Consider the following 23,628-nt stretch of genomic DNA (forward strand, 5'->3'; position numbering starts at 1 on the left):
TCGAAGAAGGCACTGCCCGCTTTGCCGCCTGCGGTTTCCCGACGTAAGGAGACGGTGACGATCTCGGTTTTAGAGCGGCGCACGGCCTCGGCGAGAATGGCTGGCGATGGGTAGCGGGCCGTGCCAAGCAACAGGCGCGAGGAAAGTTCGGTTCCGTAGAGTGTCAACATGTCAGCCTCCCTGCATTGGTGAGAGAATTTCAATTCTGTCGCCATCGTTCAAAGCGCAGTCCTGCCGGTCTTCGGCGTGGACGAGATCGCCGTTGATCGCTGTCGCCAGCCATTCGCCCTCATAGTCCAATTGTTCGAGAAGCGTCGAAAGAGTGGGGGCGGAGCAGTCCAAATGCTCCCCATTGACGATCAGTTTCATCGGGTCACCCTCCGAGTGGGTTGATTTGACGTCGCGTGTTCGATCCGGTCCGCCGCCTGCCGGGCCATGGCAGGTGACAGCAGGAAGCCATGACGGTGCATGCCGGCAATCGCCAAACCATCTGATGTCTCGACTAGGCGCGGCAGATTATCGGCAAAGGCCGGGCGAATACCGACGCCAGTCTCGATCAGCCGGGCCTCGCCGAAAGCTGGGTTCAACGTGTAGGCAGCATTGAGGAATTCCATGAGAGACCGCGCGCTGATCGGACCGTCATCCCGCGCCTCTATCATGGTGGCGCCGATCATGAAGCAATTGTTGTCGCGTGGCACGATGTAGATCGGATGGCGCGGATGCAGCAGCCGGATGGGGCGGCTCAGGCTTATATCCGGTGTTTGCAGATAGATCATTTCGCCGCGCACCCCGCGCAGGTTTTCGATCGTGTCGATGGCAGCCGCGCCGGTACAATCGACGACACTGTCAAAGCCGTTGGTATCAGGCTCGGCATCCGGCCCGAGAAAGAAAGAGACGCCCTGCTGCACCAACGCCTGATAAAGACCGTCCAATGCCTTGCGTGGATCGAGATGGGCTTCATCCGCGAAAAACAGGCCCTTGCGAAAACGCCCGGCCAAATCCGGTTCCAATGCGGCGATGCCATCGGCGTCCAGCCATTGATGGCCGCTTGTGCGGTTGGCAAAGCGGTTCAGGTCTTGGATATCGCGATTTGGGGTGAGGACCAGCGTCCCCCTGCGCGTGACAGAGCCAGGCAAAGCCTTTTCCCACCAGTCTGCCGAGGCCAGGCCAAGCGTCAGAACCTGCTCTTCGGCGGCTTCCCGCTCACAATAGGGCGCCAGCATGCCGCCCGCATAGTGAGAGGCCCCCTGCCCCACGCAGGTTTTGATGTCGCACACCGCGACATTTATACCGCGGTGAACAAGTTCAAACGCCAATGTGAGGCCGGCAACGCCGGCCCCCTTGATCAGAATGGACATGTCATTCTCCCGCCGACGGTTTCTCCTCATCGGAGACCGGCATGTAGAGATCGCCACCATCGCGATATTTGGCCGCCATGGCTTCCAGCCCCTCTTTCTGGGCCTCGGCGCGAATATCGTGGGAAATCCGCATCGAACAGAATTTCGGGCCGCACATCGAGCAGAAATGCGCAACCTTATGGGCTTCCTTTGGCAGGGTTTCGTCGTGGAAGGACCGGGCCGTGTCGGGGTCAAGCGACAAGTTGAACTGGTCTTCCCAGCGGAATTCGAAACGGGCGCGCGACAGTGCATCGTCACGGACCTGGGCTGCCGGATGCCCCTTGGCAAGGTCGGCGGCATGAGCCGAGATCTTGTAGGTGATCACCCCGGTCTTGACGTCATTGCGATCCGGCAGGCCCAGATGCTCCTTGGGTGTCACGTAGCAGAGCATGGCCGTGCCGTACCAGCCGATCATCGCCGCCCCGATGCCCGACGTGATATGGTCGTAACCGGGAGCGATATCGGTGGTTAGCGGACCAAGCGTGTAGAAGGGCGCCTCGCCGCAGGTCTTCAACTGCTTGTCCATATTCTCCTTGATCTTGTGCATCGGCACATGGCCGGGGCCTTCGATCATCACCTGGCAATCTTTCGCCCAGGCGATTTTGGTCAGTTCGCCCAGCGTTTCCAGTTCGGCAAATTGCGCGGCATCATTGGCATCGGCAATCGAGCCGGGGCGAAGGCCGTCACCAAGCGAGAACGACACGTCATAAGCCCGGCAAATATCGCAGATTTCGTCGAAATGCTCATAGAGGAAGCTCTCCTTATGATGATGCAGACACCACTTGGCCATGATCGAGCCGCCGCGCGACACGATGCCGGTAACCCGGTTGACGGTCAGATGGATATAGGAGAGGCGCACGCCGGCATGGATGGTGAAATAATCCACCCCCTGCTCGGCCTGTTCGATCAGCGTATCGCGGAACACCTCCCAGGTCAGGTTTTCGGCAATGCCATGCACCTTTTCAAGCGCCTGATAGAGCGGCACCGTGCCAATCGGCACCGGGGAATTGCGGATGATCCAGTCGCGGATATTGTGGATGTTGCGTCCGGTGGAGAGATCCATCACTGTATCCGCGCCCCAGCGGATCGCCCAGACCATTTTTTCCACTTCCTCGGCCATGGAGGAGGTGACGGCGGAATTGCCGATATTGGCGTTGATCTTCACCAGAAAATTCCGGCCAATGATCATCGGCTCGGCTTCGGGGTGGTTGATATTGGCCGGGATGATGGCGCGGCCCATGGCCACTTCCTGACGGACAAATTCTGGGGTGACGTAATCCGGGATGGACGCGCCAAAGCTTTCGCCATCGCGGATCAGCGCGTCCTTGGCGGCTTTGCGGCCAATATTCTCGCGGATGGCAATGAACTCCATCTCCGGGGTGACGATGCCAGCGCGGGCATAGGCAAGCTGGGTTACGGCTTGGCCGGGTTTTGCCCTCAAGGGCGCATTGCGCACCGGAAATTCCGGGGTCAGCTTTTCGCCTGAAGCAAAACCATTATCCTCTGGCTTGACGTGGCGTCCGGCATAGGGTTCGACATCACCGCGTGCGACCACCCATTCGGCGCGAATGCGCGGCAAGCCTGCATCGATGGCGATGGTGGCGTTTGGATCGGTATAGGGGCCGGAGCTGTCATAAACATTGACCGGCGGCTCGCCGGAGGTGGGGTGCAGCGTGATCTGGCGCATCGGTACGCGGATCTGCGGGTGGATCTCTCCGGCAATATGCACCTTGGCGGAGGCGGGAAGCGTCCCGGTGGTGACTTCGGGGGTCGGAAACTGTGGGGCGATATTCATTTTTGAGGCTCCAAGTGTTCAGGTTGGAGACCCAGTCATGATAGCCGGAATGATGGAAAGACGCCTGACCAACCCATAACGGGCCAACCCAATACGGGCCATGGTTTTGCAGCGCTTGCACCGTCCCTACGCCAGTATGAACTGGATCAGGTTCAACGGGTCACCGCGCTGCTGTTAAGCCTAGCGGAATCTCAGCCCCTTGCGGGACACCCCTGGTGAATGAGAGAAGATTACTGCCGAACTGGCACTAAGGTCAATGCCCGGCAAATCTCATTTCGCCGAAGAGAGGGCTAAGCACCCCAGGTCCGCTCCAGCACCGAAATCCAGTTGCCATGGCAGACCTTGGCAATTGATGCCGCATCATACCCTCGTGCTTCCAGCCCCTTGACGATCAAGGGAAGACCGGTTGCGTCCTTCAGGGCTGCGGGAACGGTGGTGCCATCGAAGTCTGAGCCGAGTGCCACATGGTCGATGCCGATGCGCGTTACGATATAATCGATATGGTCGATGAGCACATCCAACGGTGTATCGAGATTGCGCTGGCCATCTTCGCGCAGGAAAATCACCCCGAAATTGATACCCACCAAACCACCACTGTCACGGATCGCATCCAACTGCTTGTCGGTGAGGTTGCGGCTATGAGGGCAAAGCGCGTGGGCGTTGGAATGGGAAGCGACAAGTGGTGCATTGGAAAGACCGGCAATATCCCAGAAGCCCTGTTCATTCATATGAGAGAGATCGACCATGATCTTCAACTCATTGCAGGCGCGGATCAGGTCCTTGCCAGCATCCGTCAGACCGGGGCCAATGTCTGGAGAGGATGGAAAGCGGAAGGGAACGCCATGAGCAAAGATGTTCGGCCGGCTCCAGACAGGACCGAGCGAGCGTAGCCCCGCCTGATGCAGCACATAAAGTGCATCGAGATCGGCAGCGATTGCCTCAACGCCTTCGATGTGGAAAACTGCCGCAAAAATTTCATTTTCCAGGCAATGACGGATATCGGCGGCACTGCGGCAGACCTTGACGCGACCAGCCGAATTCGCCTCGATTTCAAGCAGCAGCCGGGCCATGGCCAGCGTCTCGTTCAGCGCTTCCGGCTGGGCCGGGGCCTGGAAATCCCCGTTGTCATCAGGTTTGAAGCTTGGCGAGGGAATGAATACGGCACAAAGTCCACCGGCCAGTCCCCCTTGGCGCGCCTTGGGCAAATCAATATGCCCGGCCTCGCCGCCCTGCAAAAAATCCTGATAGGGATGGGGACGGCCAGAGCGGCGCAGCCGCAGCAGCACATCATTATGGCCATCGAAAACGGGAACGGTCTGTGTCATCGCTCTATCCTTGCACATCATCCAAATGCATCGGCCATGCCGACGCATCCTCGCATCGAAGATTCGTGAATATCCAAATGCATCAAAGGCTTGACATATTTAACCCCCAAATGCCACCCATTGAAGCAGATGCAAGACGGTATTGTCATCGGTCTCGCGTGACAAAGCGCATTGTCATACAAGCTAAATGGATGCGGTAAATGACAACGCTATCATTGTCGCGGATATTTCGGCGGTAAAAGATTGAATGGAACAGATGTTAAACTGGAAAGACGCCGAACGGACCGTCAACGCCGCTCTTGAACCTTGGACGCAGGACGGACCCGGTGGGGCGGTGATCGGTTTTGACCGGGAAGGTATTCGGTTTACAAAAAGCGGCGGCGTTGAAAACCTGAGCACGGGCGCACTATTTACCCCGGATAGTGTCATTCGCTATGCCTCCGTCACCAAACATGCCTTTTGTACGCTGGTTCTGTCTCATCCAGACCTCATCCGCCTTGATGATCGGTTGGGCGTGCATTTGCCGGAACTGCAAGAACCATTGGCCAGTGTCACCGTCAGCCGCGCTCTGGATATGAGTGGCGGCTTGCCGGATACCCGTGAGGCGCTGAGCCTGCTTGGGTTGTCGGTCTATACGGAAACCCGAAGCGGGCCGCTGCTGGAGTTTCTCAGCCGACAGACCCGGCTGAACTTTGCCCCAGGTTCCGAAGTTTCCTATTCCAATACCGGCTACAGGCTGGTGGAAGCAGCACTAGAGCGCAAGGGCATTTATTTCCGCGATTATATCCAGCGTGCCGGTGCTGAAACCGGTGCGGTTTTCGATGCTCCAGAGGGTTGGAATGATGTCGTTGCCGGGCTTGCGCCTGGCTACTGGCATGATGGCCAGAAATGGCAGCTTTCAGCCGCTGGCCTGCATATTTCCGCCTCCGGCAGCATGACGGGCAGCGCCCGCTCGCTTGCCCTATGGCTGCAAGCCCTGCTGAAGGGAGAAGGCGCGCTGGCCGGGCGGCTCGACGCCATGGCCGCTCCGCGCCCGCTCGCTGATGGCAGGCCAAGCGGTTACGGGCTGGGGCTGGCCCACACAAAGCTGGGCGAGAAGGACTTCGTCGGACATGGCGGCTCGCATCCGGGCTACAAGACCTATTTTCTGCTCGATCCTGAAACCGGCGCTGGTTTCGTCGTCGTTTCCAACAGGGAAGACACCAATGGCGCCAAAATCGCCCAGTCGGGGATGATTGCACTGTTCGGCCTGCCCCTGCCACGCCTGTCGAGGGCGCTTCGTGACGGACTTTACGTGGAAGACAGCGGCCCGAACTGGATCGAGGTGAAGGCAAGCAACATTATTGCGCTCGATGCCGAAGATGCGGCTTATGATGGCGGAGACGGCTGGGTTTCCTCGCGGTCTTCCACCTCGCCGCTACGGCTGAAAATGCAGGGAGACGACATTATTGGCGACGTCGGCCATGGGCCGCGCCATTACCGACCGGCCAAGGACGATGGTATCTCGCCATCGCTTTCAGGCATCTGGCTTTCATCGGAAGGCGCCCGGTTTGAAATCCACGGCTCCATGCTGACGATGGGCATCGGCCCAACCTGCCAGTCCATGCCGTTGCAAGCGCTGGGTGGCGGTCGCTACCTCTTCACGCTTCACGATGGTCCCTGGACCAAGCGGATCTGCCTGAACATGCTCAGTGAAGACCGCCTGGAGTTGGTTCTGGCCCGCGCACGGATGATTGAGTATCAGCGGGCGGGATAGCGTCTTGTCAGGGAAACCCAAGCTCCACCTTTCCCTGACAAACTCTAGGCTCGATTAAATCGCCGTCCTGCGTGCGTTTTCCATGTACAGCGCCCGCAAGCGCGTTACCACTGGGCCGGGCTTGCCATCGCCAACCGGCTTGCCGTCGATGGTGGTGATCGGCACGATGAAATTCGAGGCGCTGGTCAATGCCGCTTCGCGGGCCACCAGCGCTTCCTCAACGCTGAAGGGACGCTCTTCGATAACAAGCCCATGTTCCTTCGCCAATTGCAGCAGCGCCAGCCGGGTGCAGCCGGGCAATGTTGCGTTGCTATTGGCACGGGTGATGATCTTGTCATCGGCCGTGACGATATAGGCCGTCGAGGACGCGCCTTCAGTCACGAAACCGTCTTCCACCATCCAGGCTTCGTCACATCCTTCGGCCTTGGCGGCGCGCTTGGCCAGAACCTGCGGCAGAAGGCAAACGCTTTTGATGTCGCGTCGCGCCCAGCGCTGGTCCGTCACGGTCTTGACCTTCAGGCCTTTTTCCATGACGCTGGCAACGTCGAGTGATTTTGACTGGGTAAACAGCAGCAAGGTCGGAGCGAGGTCCTCGGAATAGAGGAAATTGCGGTCCTCTGCGCCTCTTGTATATTGCAGATAGATCATCCCTTCCTTCAAGCCGTTCTCGGCAATCAACCGCCGCTCAATCTCAACGATTTCATCCGTCGATACCGGCAGATGCCCGCCGATTTCGCCGACGCTGCGCTCCAGCCGGGCCATGTGCAGGGCGCTGTCAACCAGCTTGCCGTCCAGCACGGCGGTCACTTCATAGATGCCGTCACCAAACAGGAAACCACGGTCAAAAATCGAGATATGCGCTTCGTTTTCGGCCAGGAAGGCGCCATTGAGATAGACGGTGCGAAGGGCGGGATTGGACATGCAAACTCCTGTCATGCGGAAGAGCGTCAGAGACGACGGATCGTGTCGAGAGAAATGGAGGAAACAACGGTCGGCTTTCCCGTTGCGGCATTAACGCCGGTCATGGAAACGGCCATGGTCAGTGAATTGAGGATCGCCTCCTCGGTTGCCTCGATCACAGCCTCGAAAAGCGGCGAAACAACGTCATTGGAGAGCTGTTCAACGCTCATCATCGCCTTTCGGCGGGCTGGCGTGCGCCGGACCGACTCTGCCGTCGAAAACGCCAGAGCGTAATCGCCCGAACCATTGCTGAGCGCGGCACCGGTTCGGGCAAGGCCGCCAAAGCAGCGTTCTGCAAACCGGGTCAGATTGCGCGCGCAAAGCGGCGCATCGGTCGCCACCACAATGACGATGGAGCCATCCTTGTCGTGAACCGCATCGGACCGATAGAGCTTGCCCGCAACGATGAGATGGCCGCCATAGTTGGACTGCACGAGAACGCCGAGTGTATATCGGGCATTGCCTATCTCAACCAACCGCGAGCTGGTGCCGATGCCGCCTTTCAGCCCGAAAGCCACGGTTCCCGCGCCAGCGCCAACAGCCCCCTCCTCTACCGGACCAGGCTTTGCCGTCGCAATCGCCGCGCTAATCTCCGTGACATCGGGACGGGCAGCGCGAATATCATTCAGGCGGCTGTCATTGGTCTCTCCGACCACGGCGTTGAGGGAGGTGACGCGCTCGTTACCCTTCTGGGCCAGCGTATAAAGATTGATCGCCTCTACGGCGCGGCCGACCGCAAGCGTGTTGGTCAGCACAATCGGAGTCTCGATCTCGCCAAGCTCGACGATCTGGGTGCTACCGGCAAATTTGCCGTAACCATTCAAAACGGCGAAACCGGCGGGCACTTTGTCCTGAAACAGATTGCCCCCATGCGGAAGGATGGCGGTGGCACCAGTGCGCGTCCGATCCCCATCGATCAAGGTCATATGACCAACCGAAACGCCAGTGACATCGGTAATGGCGTTGAGCGGTCCTACCGGATAATGGCCAACGGGGCCGCCAAGCTCCCTGAACCGCGCACGCGAATTTTCCGTCACATCCTGCTCCGCCAACCGTCAAATCGGCGGCACCCTACGCCCGGCCCTGACAAATATCACGGCAAATCTAGGGATATCCACGATGTTGTCTAAAGGCTCGAAGATGATGACGCATCCTCGCCTTGAAGACATTGCAAATCTCTCAAATGCAGCCGGGGCTTGAGGGGTTTGCGAAAGGAAAACGATCAGTCATCTTCAATGATTGATCATATTAGGGCTTGGTCGCCGAATCCCAATGTTCGTCGGCCTTGCCATCCACAAAACGCCAGCTATCAAACCAGGTCGTGGTATAGGTCTTGGTCGGGTCTTTCGGATCCTTCAGTTCACGGGGAAAGGCAACGGTGACAATGTCCCCTTCAGCCACCACCGAGACCACTTTGGTCTGCATCTTTTCCGGGATCGGTGACGGCGTGACTTTTCGCACCTTGGTGAAATAATCGATCACGCCCTGGCGGCCCGATGCGGCATTGGGATTGTGCTGAATGTAGCGCTCGGTCAGATAGAGATCGGCGCGGTCCCAGTGGTTGGCCTCCAGCAGTTCCTTCAGGATCTTATACGTCGTCTGTTTGTTGCGGTTCAACACCGGATCGGGACTGGTAAACAGCGCTTCGGCATTGTCAACACCACGAACCGGCTCCTGTGCAAAAACGCCCGAGGCGAGGCTGAGCGACAGCGCGACGATGGAAAGAAAGATTTTCATGGTAAATCCCGTCAGTGAATGATGGACGCTTTGAGATCACACGCCAGCGCCCCATGCAAGACGGCAGTTTTCCGACCTATAGAAACCAAAAGGAAACCAGCCCTTTCAATCCTTGCCGTGCCGTATCTCCGCCAGGATTTCTGCCGTATGTTCTCCCAGGCGCGGTGCGCGGCGTGCTGTCTCCAGCACTGCCTGCGAAAACACAATGGGCGTTCGAATGCCCGGCACGCCATCTGGGGTGATCTTCATCTGCCGGAAGGCAAATTGCGGATCGGCAAACAGGTCCGCCACCGTGTTGATCGGCCCGGCTGGAACCGTCGCCGCCTCCAGCTGCGCCAAAAGCTCGTCGCGCTCGAATTGCCTCGTCTTGTCTTCCATCACCGTGGTCAATTGATCGCGATGGGCGACACGGGCGGCATTGGTGGAAAATTCAGGCGTTGTCGCCAGCTCAGAAAGGCCCAGCACACCACACAGCCGGACAAATTGGCCATCGTTGCCGCAGGCGATGATGATATGGCCGTCGGCAACCGGAAAGGTCTGGTAGGGCGCGATATTGGGATGGTTATTGCCCATGCGTTTCGGCACGATGCCTGATGCAGCGTAATTCATCGCCTGATTGGCCAATACCGCCGACATGCAGTCGAACAGTGCCATGTCGATGAACTGACCGCGCCCGGTCTGAAGGCGTTGGGCAAGCGCCGCCTGGATGGCGATCACCCCATAAAGCCCGGTGAAGATATCGGCAAAGGCAACGCCGATCTTCTGCGGCGCACCGTCTGGCTCTCCGGTCAGGTCCATGATACCGCTCATGCCCTGGATCATGAAATCATAACCGGCACGTTGCGCATACGGCCCGTCCTGTCCAAAGCCGGTGACGGAACAATAGACCAGCTTCGGATTAAGCTCTTTCAGGCTGTCGTAATCGAGGCCATATTTGGCCAGACCGCCAACCTTGAAATTCTCGATCACCACATCGGCTGAGGCAATCAGATCGCGAAGGTTTTTGATATCTTCAGCCCTGGTAAAATCCGCCGTGATCGACCGTTTGCCGCGATTGCAGGCGTGGAAATAGGCTGCGGCCTTTTCCACGCCGTCATCGATGAACGGCGGCCCCCAGGTTCGGGTATCGTCGCCTTGCGGGCTTTCCACCTTGATCACATCGGCACCGAGGTCGGCCAGCGTCTGGCCGATCCAGGGACCGGCCAGAATCCGGGCCAGTTCAATGACCTTCAATCCCGATAGAGGCGCATTCGACATCGATCCGCCCTCAGAAAAATGCCTGGATGCCGGTCTGAGCGCGGCCCAGGATCAGCGCATGCACATCATGGGTGCCTTCATAGGTATTGACCGTTTCCAGGTTCTGCGAATGCCGCATGACATGATATTCGATCTGGATACCATTGCCGCCGTGCATGTCGCGGGCCATGCGGGCAATGTCCAGCGCCTTGCCGCAATTGTTGCGCTTGATAAGGGAAATCATTTCCGGCGCATGCTTATGCTCATCCATCAGCCGACCGACGCGCAAGGATGCCTGCAAGCCTAGCGCGATTTCGGTCTGCATGTCGGCGAGCTTCTTTTGGTAGAGCTGCATCCCGGCCAGCGGCTTGCCGAACTGATGGCGGTCGAGACCATATTGACGCGAGCGCACCCAGCAATCTTCGGCAGCCCCCATGACGCCCCAGGAAATACCATAGCGCGCCCGGTTCAGGCAGCCGAATGGGCCTTTCAACCCACTGACGCCAGGCAGCAAGGCATCCTCACCAACCTCAACGCCGTCCATGACGATCTCGCCGGTAATTGAAGCGCGCAGCGACAGCTTGCCGCCGATTTTCGGGGCGGACAGGCCCTTCATGCCCTTCTCCAGCACGAAGCCGCGAATGGCACCATCATGAGCCTCGGATTTCGCCCAGACCACGAACACATCGGCGATCGGCGCGTTGGAAATCCACATTTTCGAGCCGCGCAGGCGATAACCGCCCTCGATCTTTTCGGCTCTGGTTTTCATGCCGCCCGGATCGGAGCCCGCATCCGGTTCGGTCAGGCCGAAGCAGCCGATCAACTCACCGGACACCAGACCCGGCAGATATTTGTCTTTTTGCTCTTCCGAGCCATAGGCAAAGATCGGATGGATCACCAAAGAGGACTGGACGCTCATCATCGACCGGAAGCCGGAATCCACCCGCTCCACTTCACGGGCAACCAGCCCATAGCTGACGTAATTGGCACCCGCCGCGCCGTATTTTTCCGGCAGTGTCACACCCAGCAGGCCCGCCTTGCCCATCAGCGGAAACAGTCCACGGTCCGTCGTTTCGTTGAGATACATGTCCTCGACGCGAGGGCTCAGTTCCGCCTTGGCAAACGCCGCCGCCGCATCGCGGATCATCCGCTCTTCTTCGCTCAACTGGTCTTCCAGCAGAAAGGGATCGTCCCACACAAAGCTCATGGCATCCTCGTATCAAAAATTCTTAACACCAGTCTCGCAGATCAAACCGGAATCGCAAAACAATGTTTACGAAACGGGATATGAGTTATAATCATAGCTGATGAAGCTCATTCAACGCCGCCTGCTGCCGTCCACCAGCGCCCTTGTCACCCTGGACTCCGTGGCGAGGCTGGGCAGTTTTTCCGCTGCCGCCAGCGAATTGAACCTGACGCAGGGCGCGATCAGCCGGCAGATCCAGACCCTGGAAGAGCAATTGGGAACGCAGTTGTTCCTGCGCAACGGTCGCGGCGTGATCCCGACACCGCGTGGCGAGAATTTTCACCGCGCCGTCCAGGCCGCACTGTCTCTGATTCAGGATGCTTCACTGGAAGCGATGACCGGCTCACAAGGCAACGCCCTGAACATCGCCATTCTCCCGACCTTTGGCACACGCTGGCTTTTGCCGCGTATTTCCAGCTTTGTCGCCACCCACCCGCATATCAATCTGAATTTCGCAACCCGCATCGGCATATTTGATTTCGATGCCGAACAATTGGATGCCGCCATCCATATCGGCAAGCCGAACTGGCCGCGTGCCACCTGCACCTTCCTGATGGACGAGACGGTCGCCCCGGTGTGCAGCCCGGCTTTTCTGACCCGTCATCCTATCAAATCGGATGGCGATCTGGCCGACCTGCCGCTGATCCAGATGAAGTCGAGACCGCTGGCCTGGGATCATTGGTTCGACAGTCTCGGCATCACCGCCACGCCACGCGCTGCCATGAGTTTCGAGCAGTTCATGAATGTGGCCCAAGCCTGCATTGCCGGGCTTGGCATCGCTCTGATGCCGTTGTTTCTGATCGGGCCAGAATTGGAAAGCGGTCAACTTGTCCTGGCATCGCAGCACCGCGTCAACAGCCAGAGCAATTATTATCTTGTGTCACCGGATAACAGGCCGTTATCGAAGCCGCTGGCGGCCTTTTCACAATGGCTGCTCGAAGAAGTAAAGGCATTCACGACCAGAGACGCAGGCTAATCAGCTTTTAGCCACCATTGACCAGCGCCAGAATAAGCTGCTGGATCGGCCCGCCCGGCGCCATTTCGGATTGCTCGAAGATCCGATCCCGCTCTCGCTTTCGATCAGAGATTTCTCCCAGGCGCTTTGTCAGGTCCGTGCGGATCTTCTTGCAGTCGGGATCATCCGGCACGGTCAGACCGATGCTTGCCGCCTCGATCGCCTTGACCATGTCCTTGATGTTTTGACCGTGGACACGCTCGTGCGTCTCAATCCCGGCGATAAATTTTGCCCAGTTTTCCCGAACCGGACTTGTAAGCGACTGGGATGGACGAGGCAGCGTATAGATAATCGTCAATTTGGGAATGGCCGTCTCCAGCACACAAGTGCTGCCATGCGGCACATATTTGCGTGTCCATGTCAGCTTGAATGTGGTATGAGCAATGACATGTATCCGTTTGTCAGTGCCGATAACCGGGCCTTTTTCTCCGATGGATTGATAGAGTTGCGGCCCGCTTTGACCTGAAACGGGGTAAGTCGCAATCTGCTCGACCGCCTGCCAGTCTGCAAATGTTGGATTTGCGACATTTAAAAAAAGCCATGCCATAACGCCAATAGCCATTTTTTCTGAGCGAAATACACCCGATAGGTTGTTACTGCCAAAAAAGCGATCAAGCATGGTTGTTCATGATCCTGTGACAAGGGCTCGTTACTCAAACAATAGTAAGGTTTATTTTCCTGCCTCAAAAACACCTGCGAAAGCAAGTGTTTTTTTGCCAGAAAATACTCTAACTCATTGAAATAAAAGAAATGTCACGATTTCGCCACAATGTAATGTTCTGTGTTGGGCGTGGGTGACGCATAACTCCTATCCATCGAATCGTGCTGTTTGGCAGCATTCGCCAGGAGACTTCAGTGATGCAGACAATTGAATCGAACCCGCAGGACCTCGAATCCATCGCTCGCAAAGGTAGTGCCTTTCGACGCATGGCTGTGCGCATTCCGACATATATTGCCGACGTGAAGGAAAACCCTGCCTGGCTGCCAATGTTTATGCTGGCCAGAACCATGCCGGGTCGACAGTTGCATTGGCTGACAGCCCGCAAGCACAAACCAGGCTCCAATACCCAACCCAGCATGTTCAAGGCAGACAGCGGATCCGCAACGCTTGCCTTGCGAAAGGACGGAATTTTCACCGGCCTGCAGTTGCCAAGCGACATCCATGAATCCATTCATGACCATGCGCTGAAAACGCCCTGCTTCGGCAACTTCGACCGGCGACTGGAATTCAAGGCAGGCGATCATGCCGAAGCTGAGAAAACATTCGGACGCCCAATCCTGAGCGGTCACCTGTTCGAGCGGACATTGAATTGCGAAGCGGCTGTCGCCATTCAAAGAGATCCGTTGCTGATCGATATCGCCAAAAACTATCTCGGCGGCCAGGCACAGTTGATCACCACTCGTCTCTGGTGGAGCTTTCCCACTGCCGCCACCGAGAAAGACCGCAGCATGGCCTCGCTCGACAAGTTTCATTTCGACCTCGACGACTGGCGTATGTTGAAATTCTTTTTTAATATCAATAGCGTCGATGAGGGCACAGGGCCGCATATCTACGTCAAGGGTAGCCACCGCCGCCGTCGGCTGAAACACCAGTTGACCTTGTTGGTCGGCCACCCGGCGGAAGAAGTGCTTGACTATTACGGCAAGGACAGCGCTGTCACACTCACAGGACCGGCGGGATCGGGCTTTGTCGAAGACCCGTTCGGCTTCCATATGGGTACGGTGCCAACGGCTAAGCCACGCTTGATGATGGAGGTCGGCTTCGGCGTTTCCAAACCGTCAAAGCGCCGCTTCCACGGCGAACCGATCCTGCGCTGAACGCTGCCAGTCAATAATCCATGCGACATTAATCCGCAGGCCATTATTAATCCGCAGGACAAGGCCAATCGGACGGATTGGTCAGGCCTGCGGGAAGCTTGGTCTTTGCATCGCCACAGGCAAGGTTGACCTGGTCCTGTTTCAGCCCTTTGGCTGTCGACAGGTCCACACCTTCAATACGGGTGCGAAACAGGAATGCGTCTTCAAAATCGACGCCACCATCCAGCCGCGCCAAATTGAAACTGGCGCGGGACAGGTTTGCCACTGTGAACTTGGCTCCCATCAGGATGGATTTTTCGAAATTGACCCGGCTGAGTTCCGCCTTGGTAAAATCTGCACCCGCAAGATTGGCGCCACCTAAATTGACGCGCTGCATTTCAGCGGAGACAAAACTGGCGTCCACTCCAGACATTGCCGACATTTCGGCGCGATAGGACTCGATACGGTCGAATTTCGCTCCGTCGGCATTGGCACCGGCAAAAGAGGCGCGGATCAACGTCGCCTTTTCCAGATCGGCGGCCTGCAAACTGGAATTACTCAAATCGGTAAAACTCAAGTCCGCATCATAGAGATTGGCACCGCGAAGGTCGCTGCCGCCCAGCATCAACTGCCGTTTGCGGCATTCTGACCAATCCACCTTGCTGGCAGGGCCGCTTCGGCAATCGGCTGCCTGTGCAACACTTGTTCCGAGCATAGAGACGACAACGAGAGAGAACAGGCAGGACGCAAGCCTGGCAGTGTTTTTAACATCCTGGAACAAAGCGAATTGCATAGATCTCGTCCAACCTCACCTTTTGGCCATGCACAGCAATCGACCGCACGGTCACCATGCATTCCCCCCACTGCATGATTCCTTAAATCCCACCTGATGTCAGGAGAAAATCATGCAGCAATTTAACGTGCTATAGCCCTTTGTTTTTACGCATCTTGTTTTTTGCGTATCTCCAGCCTCCATTCACATATGGAAAGGATAGAGGCGTCAAGTCTGCGATCAACCTATCTAACCAGACCTTGCCTGGTTACCCAAGGAGTCTCTGCTTAAATCACTCTATACCGGCGCGATTTTTCTCCAAAACAGTTGATCGCAGTCCTAAAACCCTGCCTCATCAAGAAAATCATCACACCGACTAACTGTCATGCTCACAAATCATGCCGAGCGACGATCCTTTTGGACACCTTGTCAGGATCATTAGTGTGCAATGCAATTGTCAAGTATTTCGCAGTGCGGTAAGCCTGATGCGTGACCCACAGCGACCTGACCATTCTTGTCATCGATGAAAATGCCATCCGCGCCTCGATTATCGAAGAAGGGCTGCGGGAGGCAGGACATTTGCATGTCACTGTTATCAACGAGGTCCAGGGTATCGCCCGCAGCATCGAAACGCTGGCGCCAGATGTGATCATCATCGACCTGGAAAGCCCCAATCGCGATATGCTGGAGCATCTGTTTCAACTGAGCCGCAGCGTCAGCCGACCGATTGCAATGTTCGTTGATCGGGCCGATACGGAATCGATCGCTGCTGCCGTCGATGCCGGAGTGTCCGCCTATATCGTCGATGGGTTGCGCAAGGAGCGCGTCAAGCCGATCCTTGATATGGCAGTCATCCGGTTCCGGGCCTTTGAGCGATTGCAGCGCGAATTGACGGAAGCTCGCACGGCGCTGGAAGAGCGCAAGGTGATCGAGCGGGCCAAGGGTATCCTGATGAAAATGCGTGGCCTGTCGGAAGAAGAGGCTTTCGCCCTGCTGCGGCAAAGCGCCATGAACGAGAAAAAGAAAATGGTGGAGATCGCCCAGAGCGTTGTCACCGCCGCCAGCCTTTTGATGTGAGGACGCCAGACATGACCGAGGCCGCCACACAGAGGTCCATTCTTTCCGCACCGGCACCAGGCCGGACGGAAACCCGTCACCTGCGCGTCGGCTTCATTCCGCTGGTCGATGCCTCGGTGCTGATTGCAGCCGTTGAATTCGGCTTTGCGGCGCGCCATGGCCTGACGCTTGAGCTGGTAAAAGATGTGTCCTGGGCCAATCTGCGTGACCGGCTGGCCTTCCAGCAATTCGATGTCGCTCACATGTTGTCGCCGATGCCTGTCGCTTCCATGCTCGGCCTTGGCTCCAACCCCTCCCCAACGATTACAGCGTTTTCGCTGGGACAGGGTGGCAATGCCATCACCCTGTCGATCCGTCTGTTTCAGCGAATGGAAGAAACCGGCTTGGTTGCGGCCCAGGCAAGCGCCCTGGACAATGTCCGGGCGCTGGCCCGTGTGCTGGAGACCATGCGCGAACGCGGTGAGCCCATGCCGACCTTGGGCATGACCTATCCGTTTTCCTCGCATAATTACGAATTTCGTTATTGGCTGGCCGCAGGCGGCATTGATCCGGACCGTGACGTGAAGCTGGTTGTGGTACCGCCGCCGCTCACCTCCGATGCCCTGGCCGCAGGCGCCATTGACGGCTTTTGCGTTGGCGCGCCCTGGAACATGGTGGCGTCAGAGCGCGGCGTTGGCCGGATCGTCGCTGCCAAGCAGGATATCTGGCCTTCGGCGCCTGAAAAAGTGCTGGGCATGCGCCCGGAATGGGCGGCGGCAAATCAGGACACTGTTGCCAGGTTGATCACGGCTCTCGATGAGGCCGCCCGCTGGTGTGACGCACCCGACAACCGCGATGCGCTGGCCGAAATGCTCTCCGCACCGCGCTATATCGGCGCGCCTGGCGACATCATCCGCCATGTGCTGGGTGGTGTCTTCCATCTGGATGCCAAAGGCAATCGCCGGGTCATCGACGACTATTTCCGCTTCCATGCCGAGCACGCAAATTACCCTCGCCCAAGCCAGGCCTTGTGGATCTATAGCCAGATGATCCGCTGGGGACAGACGCGCTACAACGTCGCCGATGTGGAAAAAGCAGCCAGCGCTTTTCGCCCGGATATCTACCGTACCGCTCTTGGCCTGCCCGATCAGTTGGCAGAAGACGATTTGCGGGTAGAGGGATTGCGCGAGGGAGACCGTTTCATCGATGGTTTTGTCTTCGATCCTGCCAAACTCGCCTCCTATGCCGGGCAATTCCCGGTGCGCGCCCATCTTGCAACATCTGCGAGACCAGAAGAAATTTGAACGGATTTCGGGCAATTTTTTCGCCACGTAAATAAGCACTGCGCAATAATTAGACGAGAACCTCGGCTGATTTTCGAGCGAGCTCCATCCACATCCCGTCGACACGAAAAAATCCATGCCTTCCGATAGAATTTTTATTCCTTTAATTTCATGCGCTTAATTTCTTAAATCGTATCTTTGCCCGAGCAATTCCGCTCTTTTCGTCAGAATTTTATAAAACTGGCACGGGCTTTGCTTCTATATATTTGCGTGGTCAACGGCGACCGACGCGAAATAGCGCAGACGCTGCGCTTTCCCTGAGACATCGACGTCGCAAGGTTTTTGAGCGGACACCTCCCGGTCCGCGCAGGAATCTTCGCGGCGTTTTTTTTTGCGTTTTGCCCTTTTGCCCGCCCGACAGGAGCCCGTCATGACCCGCATCGCCCATCACGCTATCAATCGCCGTTCCATTCTCAAGGCAACAGGTGCGGCCGCCACGCTTGCCGCCGCCCGCATCCTTTTGCCAACAGGCGCGCTGGCGGCCACCGCCACACCGGAAGTCAGTGGTGCCAAGCTTGGCTTCATCGCCCTGACGGATGCCGCCCCCTTGATCATCGCGCAGGAAAAAGGCCTGTTTGCCAAATATGGCATGACCGGCGTGGAAGTGTCGAAGCAGGCATCCTGGGGTGCGACCCGCGACAACCTTGTGCTGGGCGGCGCATCCAATGGCATTGACGGCGCCCATATCCTCACGCCAATGCCCTACCTGATGCAAACCGGCAAAGTCACGCAAAACAGCGTGCCTGTGGCGATGTCGATCCTTGCGCGCCTCAATCTCGACAGCCAGGGCATTTCGGTGGCCAAGGAATATGCAGAAACCGGCGTCGCCCTTGACGCCGCCAAGTTGAAGGACGCCTTTGCTGCCAAAAAAGCCAAGACCGGCGAAGTCAAGGTGGCCATGACCTTTCCGGGTGGCACCCATGATCTGTGGATTCGCTACTGGCTTGCCGCTGGCGGCATCAATCCCGACAAGGACGTCTCAACCATCGTCGTGCCACCACCGCAGATGGTCGCCAATATGAAGGTCGGCTCCATGGACGCCTTCTGCGTCGGCGAACCCTGGAACGAGCAATTGGTCAACCAGGGCATCGGCTTTACCGCCTGTACCACCGGCGAGCTTTGGAAGGGCCATCCGGAAAAAGCCTTCTCGATGCGCACCGAATGGGTGGAAAAGAACCCCAATGCCACCAAGGCGCTGATGATGGCGATCATGGAAGCGCAGATCTGGTGCGATAGCATGGAGAACAAGGCCGAAATGGCCGATATTCTCGGCAAGCGCCAATGGTTCAACGTGCCACCGAAGGACGTGCTTGGCCGCCTGAAGGGCAATATCAATTACGGCAACGGCCGCATGGTGGAAAACACCGGCTTGCAGATGAAATTCTGGCAGGACCATGCCTCCTACCCGTTCAAGAGCCATGACCTGTGGTTCCTCACCGAAAACATCCGCTGGGGCAAGTTTGCCGCCGATCTCGACATGAAAGCACTGGTCGACAAGGTCAACCGGGAAGACATCTGGCGGGCAGCCGCCAAGGATCTGTCGGTGGCCAGCGCCGATATTCCGGCATCGACCTCACGCGGCAAGGAAACCTTCTTTGACGGCAAGGTCTTCGACCCTGAAAACCCCAAGGCCTATCTCGACAGCCTGACCATCAAGGCTGCGGCGTGACCGCGCGCAACAGGAGAAAGCTCATGTCCGCAAGTCTTCGCAAAGCAGAACCCGCAACCCTTTCTGCTCCACAATCGGTTGGCACTGTTGTCACCATGGCGCGCCGTCCCACCCGCAGGCTCAACAGCCAACGCATCGGCGCAACTATGTTGCGCAATGTCGTGCCACCATTCGTCGTTCTCGCCATCCTGCTGGGCATCTGGCAGATCGCCTGTTCCCATGCCGGCGCGACCTTGCCGCCGCCAAGTCAGGTCTGGGAAGAGGCCCATGACCTGATCACGGCCCCGTTCTTCAACAATGGGCCGCAGGATATCGGTCTTGGCCTGCGCGTTCTGGTGTCGCTGGAGCGGGTGGCAATCGGCTTCGGGCTGGCGGCCATTGTCGGCGTCTTTCTCGGTGCTGTGGTTGGCCAGAGCATCTGGGCCATGCGCGGCCTCGACCCGATCTTCCAGATCTTGCGCACCGTACCGCCGCTTGCCTGGTTGCCGCTATCGCTGGCGGCCTTCCAGAACTCCAATCCCTCGGCGATTTTCGTGATCTTCATCACCTCGATCTGGCCTGTGATCATCAACACCGCCGTTGGCGTGCGCAATATTCCCGACGACTACCGCAATGTGGCCCGGGTGCTGCGGCTCAACCCGCTGGAATTCTTCATTCGCATCATGGTGCCTGCCGCCGCCCCTTACATCTTTACCGGGCTTCGCATCGGCGTGGGCCTGTCGTGGCTTGCCATCGTTGCCGCTGAAATGCTGACCGGCGGCGTCGGCATCGGCTTCTTCATCTGGGATGCGTGGAACTCCTCGCGGCTCTCCGACATCATCGTGGCGCTTGCCTATATCGGCGTGACCGGCTTTGTCCTCGACAAGCTCGTCGCTCTCCTTGGCAGTGTCATCACCCGTGGCACCGCGAAAAATTAGAGGAAAATGGTTATGAGCGCCTATCTCAAAATCGACCATATCGACAAAAGCTTCGAACGATCAGGCACAAAAACCGAGGTCTTGAAGGATGTCTCGCTGTCCATCGGCAAGGGTGAGTTCGTCTCGATTATCGGCCATTCCGGCTGCGGTAAGTCCACGCTGCTGAACCTGATTGCCGGGCTGACCCGCGTGACCGCAGGCGCGATCCTCCTGGAAAACACCGAGGTCAACGCGCCGGGGCCGGAACGGGCCGTGGTGTTTCAGAACCATTCCCTGCTGCCGTGGCTGACGGTGTATGAAAACGTCAATCTCGCCGTCTCCAAGGTGTTTGCGGGCCGCAAGACCAAGGCCGAAAAGCATGACTGGGTGATGCGCAATCTCGATCTCGTGCAGATGGGTCATGCAAAAGACAAGCGTCCCGCGGAAATTTCCGGCGGCATGAAACAGCGGGTCGGTATTGCCCGGGCGCTGGCCATGGAGCCGAAAATCCTGCTGCTGGACGAGCCGTTCGGGGCATTGGACGCGCTGACCCGTGCCCATTTGCAGGACGCCGTGATGGAAATCCATGCGCGTCTCGGCAATACGATGATCATGATTACCCATGATGTCGATGAGGCCGTGCTGCTCTCCGACCGGATCGTCATGATGACCAACGGCCCCGCCGCAAAGATCGGTGAAGTGCTTGATGTGCCGATCCCGCGCGTTCGTGACCGTATCGCATTGGCCGGAGACCGGACCTATCTCAAATCCCGCGAAGCCGTGTTGAAGTTCCTTTACGAACGTCACCGCTTCGTCGAAGCCGCGGAGTAAGTCATCATGGCGGAAAAACTGGTTATCATCGGCAATGGCATGGCGCCGGGCCGGATGCTGGAAGAGCTGTTTGAAAAAGCACCCGGCCTTTATGACGTCACCGTTTTCAATGCCGAGCCGCGCGTCAATTACGACCGCATCATGCTCTCGCCGGTGCTGTCGGGCGAAAAGGCCTATGAAGACATCATCATCCATAACGATCAATGGTATGAAACCCATGGCGTGACCCTGCATCGCGGTGCGAAAGTCTCCGGCGTCGACCGGCAGGCAAAAACTGTGACCTCGGAAAACGGCATCACCGCCGCCTATGACAAGCTGGTGATCGCCACCGGCTCCCTGCCCTTCATCATTCCGGTCCCCGGTCATCAATTGCCCGGCGTGCTCGCCTATCGCGATCTCGATGATGTCGAAAAAATGCTGGAGATCAGCAAGGGCCAGGGCCGGGCCATCATCATCGGCGCGGGGCTGCTGGGGCTTGAAGCCGCCTATGGCTTGAAGCGCCAGGGCATGGAGGTCACCGTCATTCACTTGATGCCGACCATCATGGAGCGCCAGCTCGACCCCGCCGCCGCCTATCTTCTGGAAAAGGCGCTTTCCGAACGGGGCATCGAGATCATCACCAAGGCCAATACCAAGGCGATCCTCGGCACGGACAAAGTCGAAGGCATTGAGCTGGAAGACGGTCGGGTGATTGCGGGCGACATGGTGGTGATGGCGGTCGGTATCCGTCCAGCCTCGCAGTTGGCCAAGGATGCCGGGCTTGCCGTCAATCGCGGCATTGTCGTTGATGACGGCATGCAGACGTCGGACGCTTCGATCTTTGCACTTGGCGAATGCGCCGAGCATCGCGGCATGTGCTATGGCTTGGTCGCGCCGCTCTATGAAAGCGCCCGGGTGCTGGCCGACCGGCTGACCGGCGGTCAGGCCGAATATCACGGCTCCGTCGTCAATACCAAGCTCAAGGTCACCGGCATCAATCTGTTTTCCGCCGGGGATTTTGCAGAAGCCCCGGACCGCGAAGAAATCGTGCTGCGCGATGCCTCATCCGGCATCTACAAGCGGTTGGTGCTGAAGGATAACCGCATTATCGGCGCCGTGCTTTACGGCGAAACCGGTGATGGCTCGTGGTTCTTCGATCTGATGAAGCGCGGCACAGACATTTCACAGATGCGCGACACGCTTATTTTCGGCCAGTCCTACCAGGGGGGTACACCGCTGGACCCTATGGCGGCCGTTGCAGCCTTGCCGGATGATGCGGAAATCTGCGGCTGCAACGGCGTCTGCAAGGGCAAGATCGTCTCGACCATTACCAGCAAAGGCCTGACCTCGCTGGATGAGGTGCGCGCCCATACGAAAGCCTCCGCCTCCTGCGGCAATTGTACCGGCCTTGTCGAGCAGGTCATGGCGCTGACGCTGGGTGATGCCTATAACCCAAAGGCCGTCACGCCGATTTGCGCCTGCACCGACCTTGGTCATGACGACGTGCGCCGGTTGATCAAGGCCAAGGGGCTGAAGACCATTCCCGCCGTCATGCAGGAACTGGAATGGAAGAGTTCCTGCGGCTGCGCCAAATGCCGTCCGGCGCTCAACTATTACCTCGTCTGCGATTGGCCGGACGAATATGCCGACGACTACCAGTCGCGGTTCATCAATGAGCGGGTCCACGCCAATATTCAGAAGGACGGCACCTATTCGGTCGTGCCACGCATGTGGGGCGGCGTTACCAATGCCGCCGAACTGCGCGCCATTGCCGATGTGGTCGATAAGTTCGAAATCCCTATGGTCAAGGTCACAGGCGGCCAGCGCATCGACCTTCTGGGCATCGAAAAGGAAGACCTGCCCGCCGTCTGGGCCGACCTTGGCAAGGCAGGTTTCGTCTCCGGCCAGGCCTATGCCAAGGGTCTACGCACCGTAAAGACCTGCGTCGGCTCCGACTGGTGCCGGTTCGGCACGCAGGATTCCACCGGGCTTGGCATCAAGATTGAAAAATTCATGTGGGGCTCCTGGACACCCGCCAAGTTGAAACTGGCCGTCTCCGGCTGTCCGCGCAACTGCGCTGAGGCGACCTGCAAGGATATCGGTGTCATCTGCGTTGATTCAGGATTTGAGATCCATTTTGCCGGAGCAGCCGGTCTCGACATCAAGGGCACCGATGTTCTAGGCCTGGTCAAAACCGAGGAAGAGGCGCTGGAGCATATCGTTGCGCTGACGCAGATGTACCGCGAACAGGGCCGCTATCTGGAGCGGATCTACAAATGGGCAAAACGCATTGGCCATGACGAGGTCCGCCGCCAGATCATGGAGGATGAAACCAAGCGCAAGGCCTATTTCGAACGCTTCGTTTTCAGCCAGAAGTTTGCCCAGGTCGATCCCTGGTCGGAGCGGGTCTCCGGCAAGGACAAGCATGAGTTCAAGCCGATGGCGACCATCGGTTACACCCAGGCAGCGGAGTGAGATCATGGATCAGAACTGGACCTCTATCGGCCATATCGATGACATTCCGCTGCGCGGCGCGCGCTGCGTAAAAACCCCTCAGGGCAAGATCGCGGTGTTTCGCACCGCCGAAAACGAGGTCTTCGCCATCGAGGACCATTGCCCACACAAGGGTGGGCCGCTCAGCCAGGGCATCGTCCACGGCAAGGCGGTCACCTGCCCGCTGCACAATTGGGTTATTTCGCTGGAAAGCGGCAAGGCGCTGGGTGCCGATGAAGGGGCCGTGCGCACGATTGCGGTGCGCAATGTCGAGGGCGTGCTCTCGATTGCCATGGAAAGCCTGTTGCAGGCGGCGGAGTGAGCA

General features: G+C 57.9%; 22 protein-coding genes and 1 riboswitch (1 of these 23 running past the window's edge). Of the genes, 10 read left to right on the plus strand and 12 right to left on the minus strand.

From position 1 onward, the window contains the following. The 5 genes from IEI95_RS03220 to IEI95_RS03240 all read right to left on the minus strand — a co-directional run. Positions 1-170, minus strand: the 5' end (the start) of a protein-coding gene (locus tag IEI95_RS03220; protein WP_156532372.1) for a thiazole synthase. It extends 604 nt beyond the left edge of the window; only the first 170 of its 774 coding nucleotides appear in the window; the start codon lies at positions 168-170; the stop codon falls past the left edge of the window. A 1-nt stretch (position 171) separates the two neighbouring features. After that, on the minus strand, positions 172-369 hold the full coding sequence (thiS, locus tag IEI95_RS03225) for a sulfur carrier protein ThiS (RefSeq protein WP_156532371.1): 198 nt from the start codon (positions 367-369) through the stop codon (positions 172-174). Continuing rightward, positions 366-1,358, minus strand: a complete 993-nt coding sequence (gene thiO / locus IEI95_RS03230) for a glycine oxidase ThiO (protein ID WP_156532370.1) — start codon at positions 1,356-1,358, stop codon at positions 366-368. Before thiO ends, thiS begins: the two co-directional genes overlap by 4 nt. 1 nt (position 1,359) lies before the next feature. Next, positions 1,360-3,192, minus strand: a complete 1,833-nt coding sequence (gene thiC / locus IEI95_RS03235) for a phosphomethylpyrimidine synthase ThiC (RefSeq protein ID WP_156532369.1) — start codon at positions 3,190-3,192, stop codon at positions 1,360-1,362. Positions 3,193-3,297: 105 nt separating this feature from the next. Continuing rightward, positions 3,298-3,416: riboswitch (TPP riboswitch) on the minus strand. Positions 3,417-3,482: 66 nt separating this feature from the next. Beyond that, positions 3,483-4,517, minus strand: a complete 1,035-nt coding sequence (locus IEI95_RS03240; RefSeq protein WP_156532368.1) for a dipeptidase — start codon at positions 4,515-4,517, stop codon at positions 3,483-3,485. Between the two features lie 247 nt (positions 4,518-4,764). On the opposite strand from IEI95_RS03240, the gene IEI95_RS03245 reads away from it, so the two are divergent. After that, positions 4,765-6,273, plus strand: coding sequence for a serine hydrolase domain-containing protein (locus IEI95_RS03245; protein WP_194415902.1), 1,509 nt, complete (start codon positions 4,765-4,767; stop codon positions 6,271-6,273). Between the two features lie 54 nt (positions 6,274-6,327). On the opposite strand, the gene IEI95_RS03250 is transcribed toward IEI95_RS03245, so the two are convergent. From IEI95_RS03250 to IEI95_RS03270, 5 genes are all read right to left on the minus strand, one after another. Continuing rightward, complete coding sequence (locus tag IEI95_RS03250) at positions 6,328-7,194, minus strand: D-amino-acid transaminase (RefSeq protein WP_194415904.1); 867 nt, start codon at positions 7,192-7,194, stop codon at positions 6,328-6,330. 26 nt (positions 7,195-7,220) lie between these two features. Further along, on the minus strand, positions 7,221-8,270 hold the full coding sequence (locus IEI95_RS03255; protein ID WP_194415906.1) for a DmpA family aminopeptidase: 1,050 nt from the start codon (positions 8,268-8,270) through the stop codon (positions 7,221-7,223). A 211-nt stretch (positions 8,271-8,481) separates the two neighbouring features. Continuing rightward, complete coding sequence (locus tag IEI95_RS03260; RefSeq protein ID WP_012654188.1) at positions 8,482-8,970, minus strand: nuclear transport factor 2 family protein; 489 nt, start codon at positions 8,968-8,970, stop codon at positions 8,482-8,484. Positions 8,971-9,075: 105 nt separating this feature from the next. Continuing rightward, entirely contained in the window at positions 9,076-10,227 is a 1,152-nt protein-coding gene (locus IEI95_RS03265; RefSeq protein WP_194415908.1) for a CaiB/BaiF CoA transferase family protein, read from the minus strand. Positions 10,228-10,237: 10 nt separating this feature from the next. Beyond that, positions 10,238-11,413 (minus strand): acyl-CoA dehydrogenase, encoded by a 1,176-nt coding sequence (locus IEI95_RS03270; protein WP_156550261.1) that lies wholly within the window; start codon positions 11,411-11,413, stop codon positions 10,238-10,240. A 100-nt stretch (positions 11,414-11,513) separates the two neighbouring features. Here IEI95_RS03270 and IEI95_RS03275 point away from each other — a divergent pair, with 100 nt between their 5' ends. After that, on the plus strand, positions 11,514-12,428 hold the full coding sequence (locus tag IEI95_RS03275) for a LysR family transcriptional regulator (protein ID WP_194415910.1): 915 nt from the start codon (positions 11,514-11,516) through the stop codon (positions 12,426-12,428). A gap of 7 nt (positions 12,429-12,435) precedes the next feature. Here IEI95_RS03275 and IEI95_RS03280 read toward each other — a convergent pair whose 3' ends face one another. Beyond that, the gene (locus tag IEI95_RS03280) at positions 12,436-13,014 is read right to left on the minus strand and encodes a DUF922 domain-containing Zn-dependent protease (RefSeq protein WP_156532392.1); all 579 of its coding nucleotides are present in this window, start codon (positions 13,012-13,014) and stop codon (positions 12,436-12,438) included. 311 nt (positions 13,015-13,325) lie between these two features. Here IEI95_RS03280 and IEI95_RS03285 point away from each other — a divergent pair, with 311 nt between their 5' ends. Continuing rightward, positions 13,326-14,285, plus strand: coding sequence for a phytanoyl-CoA dioxygenase family protein (locus IEI95_RS03285; RefSeq protein ID WP_012654183.1), 960 nt, complete (start codon positions 13,326-13,328; stop codon positions 14,283-14,285). A gap of 46 nt (positions 14,286-14,331) precedes the next feature. On the opposite strand, the gene IEI95_RS03290 is transcribed toward IEI95_RS03285, so the two are convergent. Continuing rightward, entirely contained in the window at positions 14,332-15,057 is a 726-nt protein-coding gene (locus IEI95_RS03290; RefSeq protein WP_156532362.1) for a pentapeptide repeat-containing protein, read from the minus strand. A gap of 468 nt (positions 15,058-15,525) precedes the next feature. Here IEI95_RS03290 and IEI95_RS03295 point away from each other — a divergent pair, with 468 nt between their 5' ends. The 7 genes from IEI95_RS03295 (at position 15,526) to nirD (ending at position 23,625) form a co-directional block, all read left to right on the plus strand. Continuing rightward, the gene (locus tag IEI95_RS03295) at positions 15,526-16,113 is read left to right on the plus strand and encodes an ANTAR domain-containing response regulator (RefSeq protein ID WP_060717143.1); all 588 of its coding nucleotides are present in this window, start codon (positions 15,526-15,528) and stop codon (positions 16,111-16,113) included. A gap of 11 nt (positions 16,114-16,124) precedes the next feature. Beyond that, positions 16,125-17,396: a CmpA/NrtA family ABC transporter substrate-binding protein gene (locus tag IEI95_RS03300; protein WP_194415912.1), complete on the plus strand. Its 1,272-nt coding sequence runs from the start codon at positions 16,125-16,127 to the stop codon at positions 17,394-17,396. 409 nt (positions 17,397-17,805) lie between these two features. Further along, positions 17,806-19,104: a CmpA/NrtA family ABC transporter substrate-binding protein gene (locus tag IEI95_RS03305; RefSeq protein ID WP_156537179.1), complete on the plus strand. Its 1,299-nt coding sequence runs from the start codon at positions 17,806-17,808 to the stop codon at positions 19,102-19,104. A 23-nt stretch (positions 19,105-19,127) separates the two neighbouring features. Further along, entirely contained in the window at positions 19,128-20,021 is an 894-nt protein-coding gene (gene ntrB, locus IEI95_RS03310; RefSeq protein ID WP_156537180.1) for a nitrate ABC transporter permease, read from the plus strand. 12 nt (positions 20,022-20,033) lie between these two features. After that, complete coding sequence (locus IEI95_RS03315) at positions 20,034-20,831, plus strand: ABC transporter ATP-binding protein (protein WP_087730304.1); 798 nt, start codon at positions 20,034-20,036, stop codon at positions 20,829-20,831. A 6-nt stretch (positions 20,832-20,837) separates the two neighbouring features. After that, a complete protein-coding gene (gene nirB, locus IEI95_RS03320; RefSeq protein ID WP_156537181.1) occupies positions 20,838-23,285 on the plus strand; it encodes a nitrite reductase large subunit NirB in 2,448 nt (815 codons plus the stop codon). Positions 23,286-23,289: 4 nt separating this feature from the next. After that, a complete protein-coding gene (nirD, locus tag IEI95_RS03325) occupies positions 23,290-23,625 on the plus strand; it encodes a nitrite reductase small subunit NirD (RefSeq protein ID WP_087730302.1) in 336 nt (111 codons plus the stop codon). Positions 23,626-23,628: the final 3 nt, after the last annotated feature.

The organism is Agrobacterium vitis (assembly GCF_014926405.1).
Lineage (GTDB): Bacteria > Pseudomonadota > Alphaproteobacteria > Rhizobiales > Rhizobiaceae > Allorhizobium > Allorhizobium vitis_H.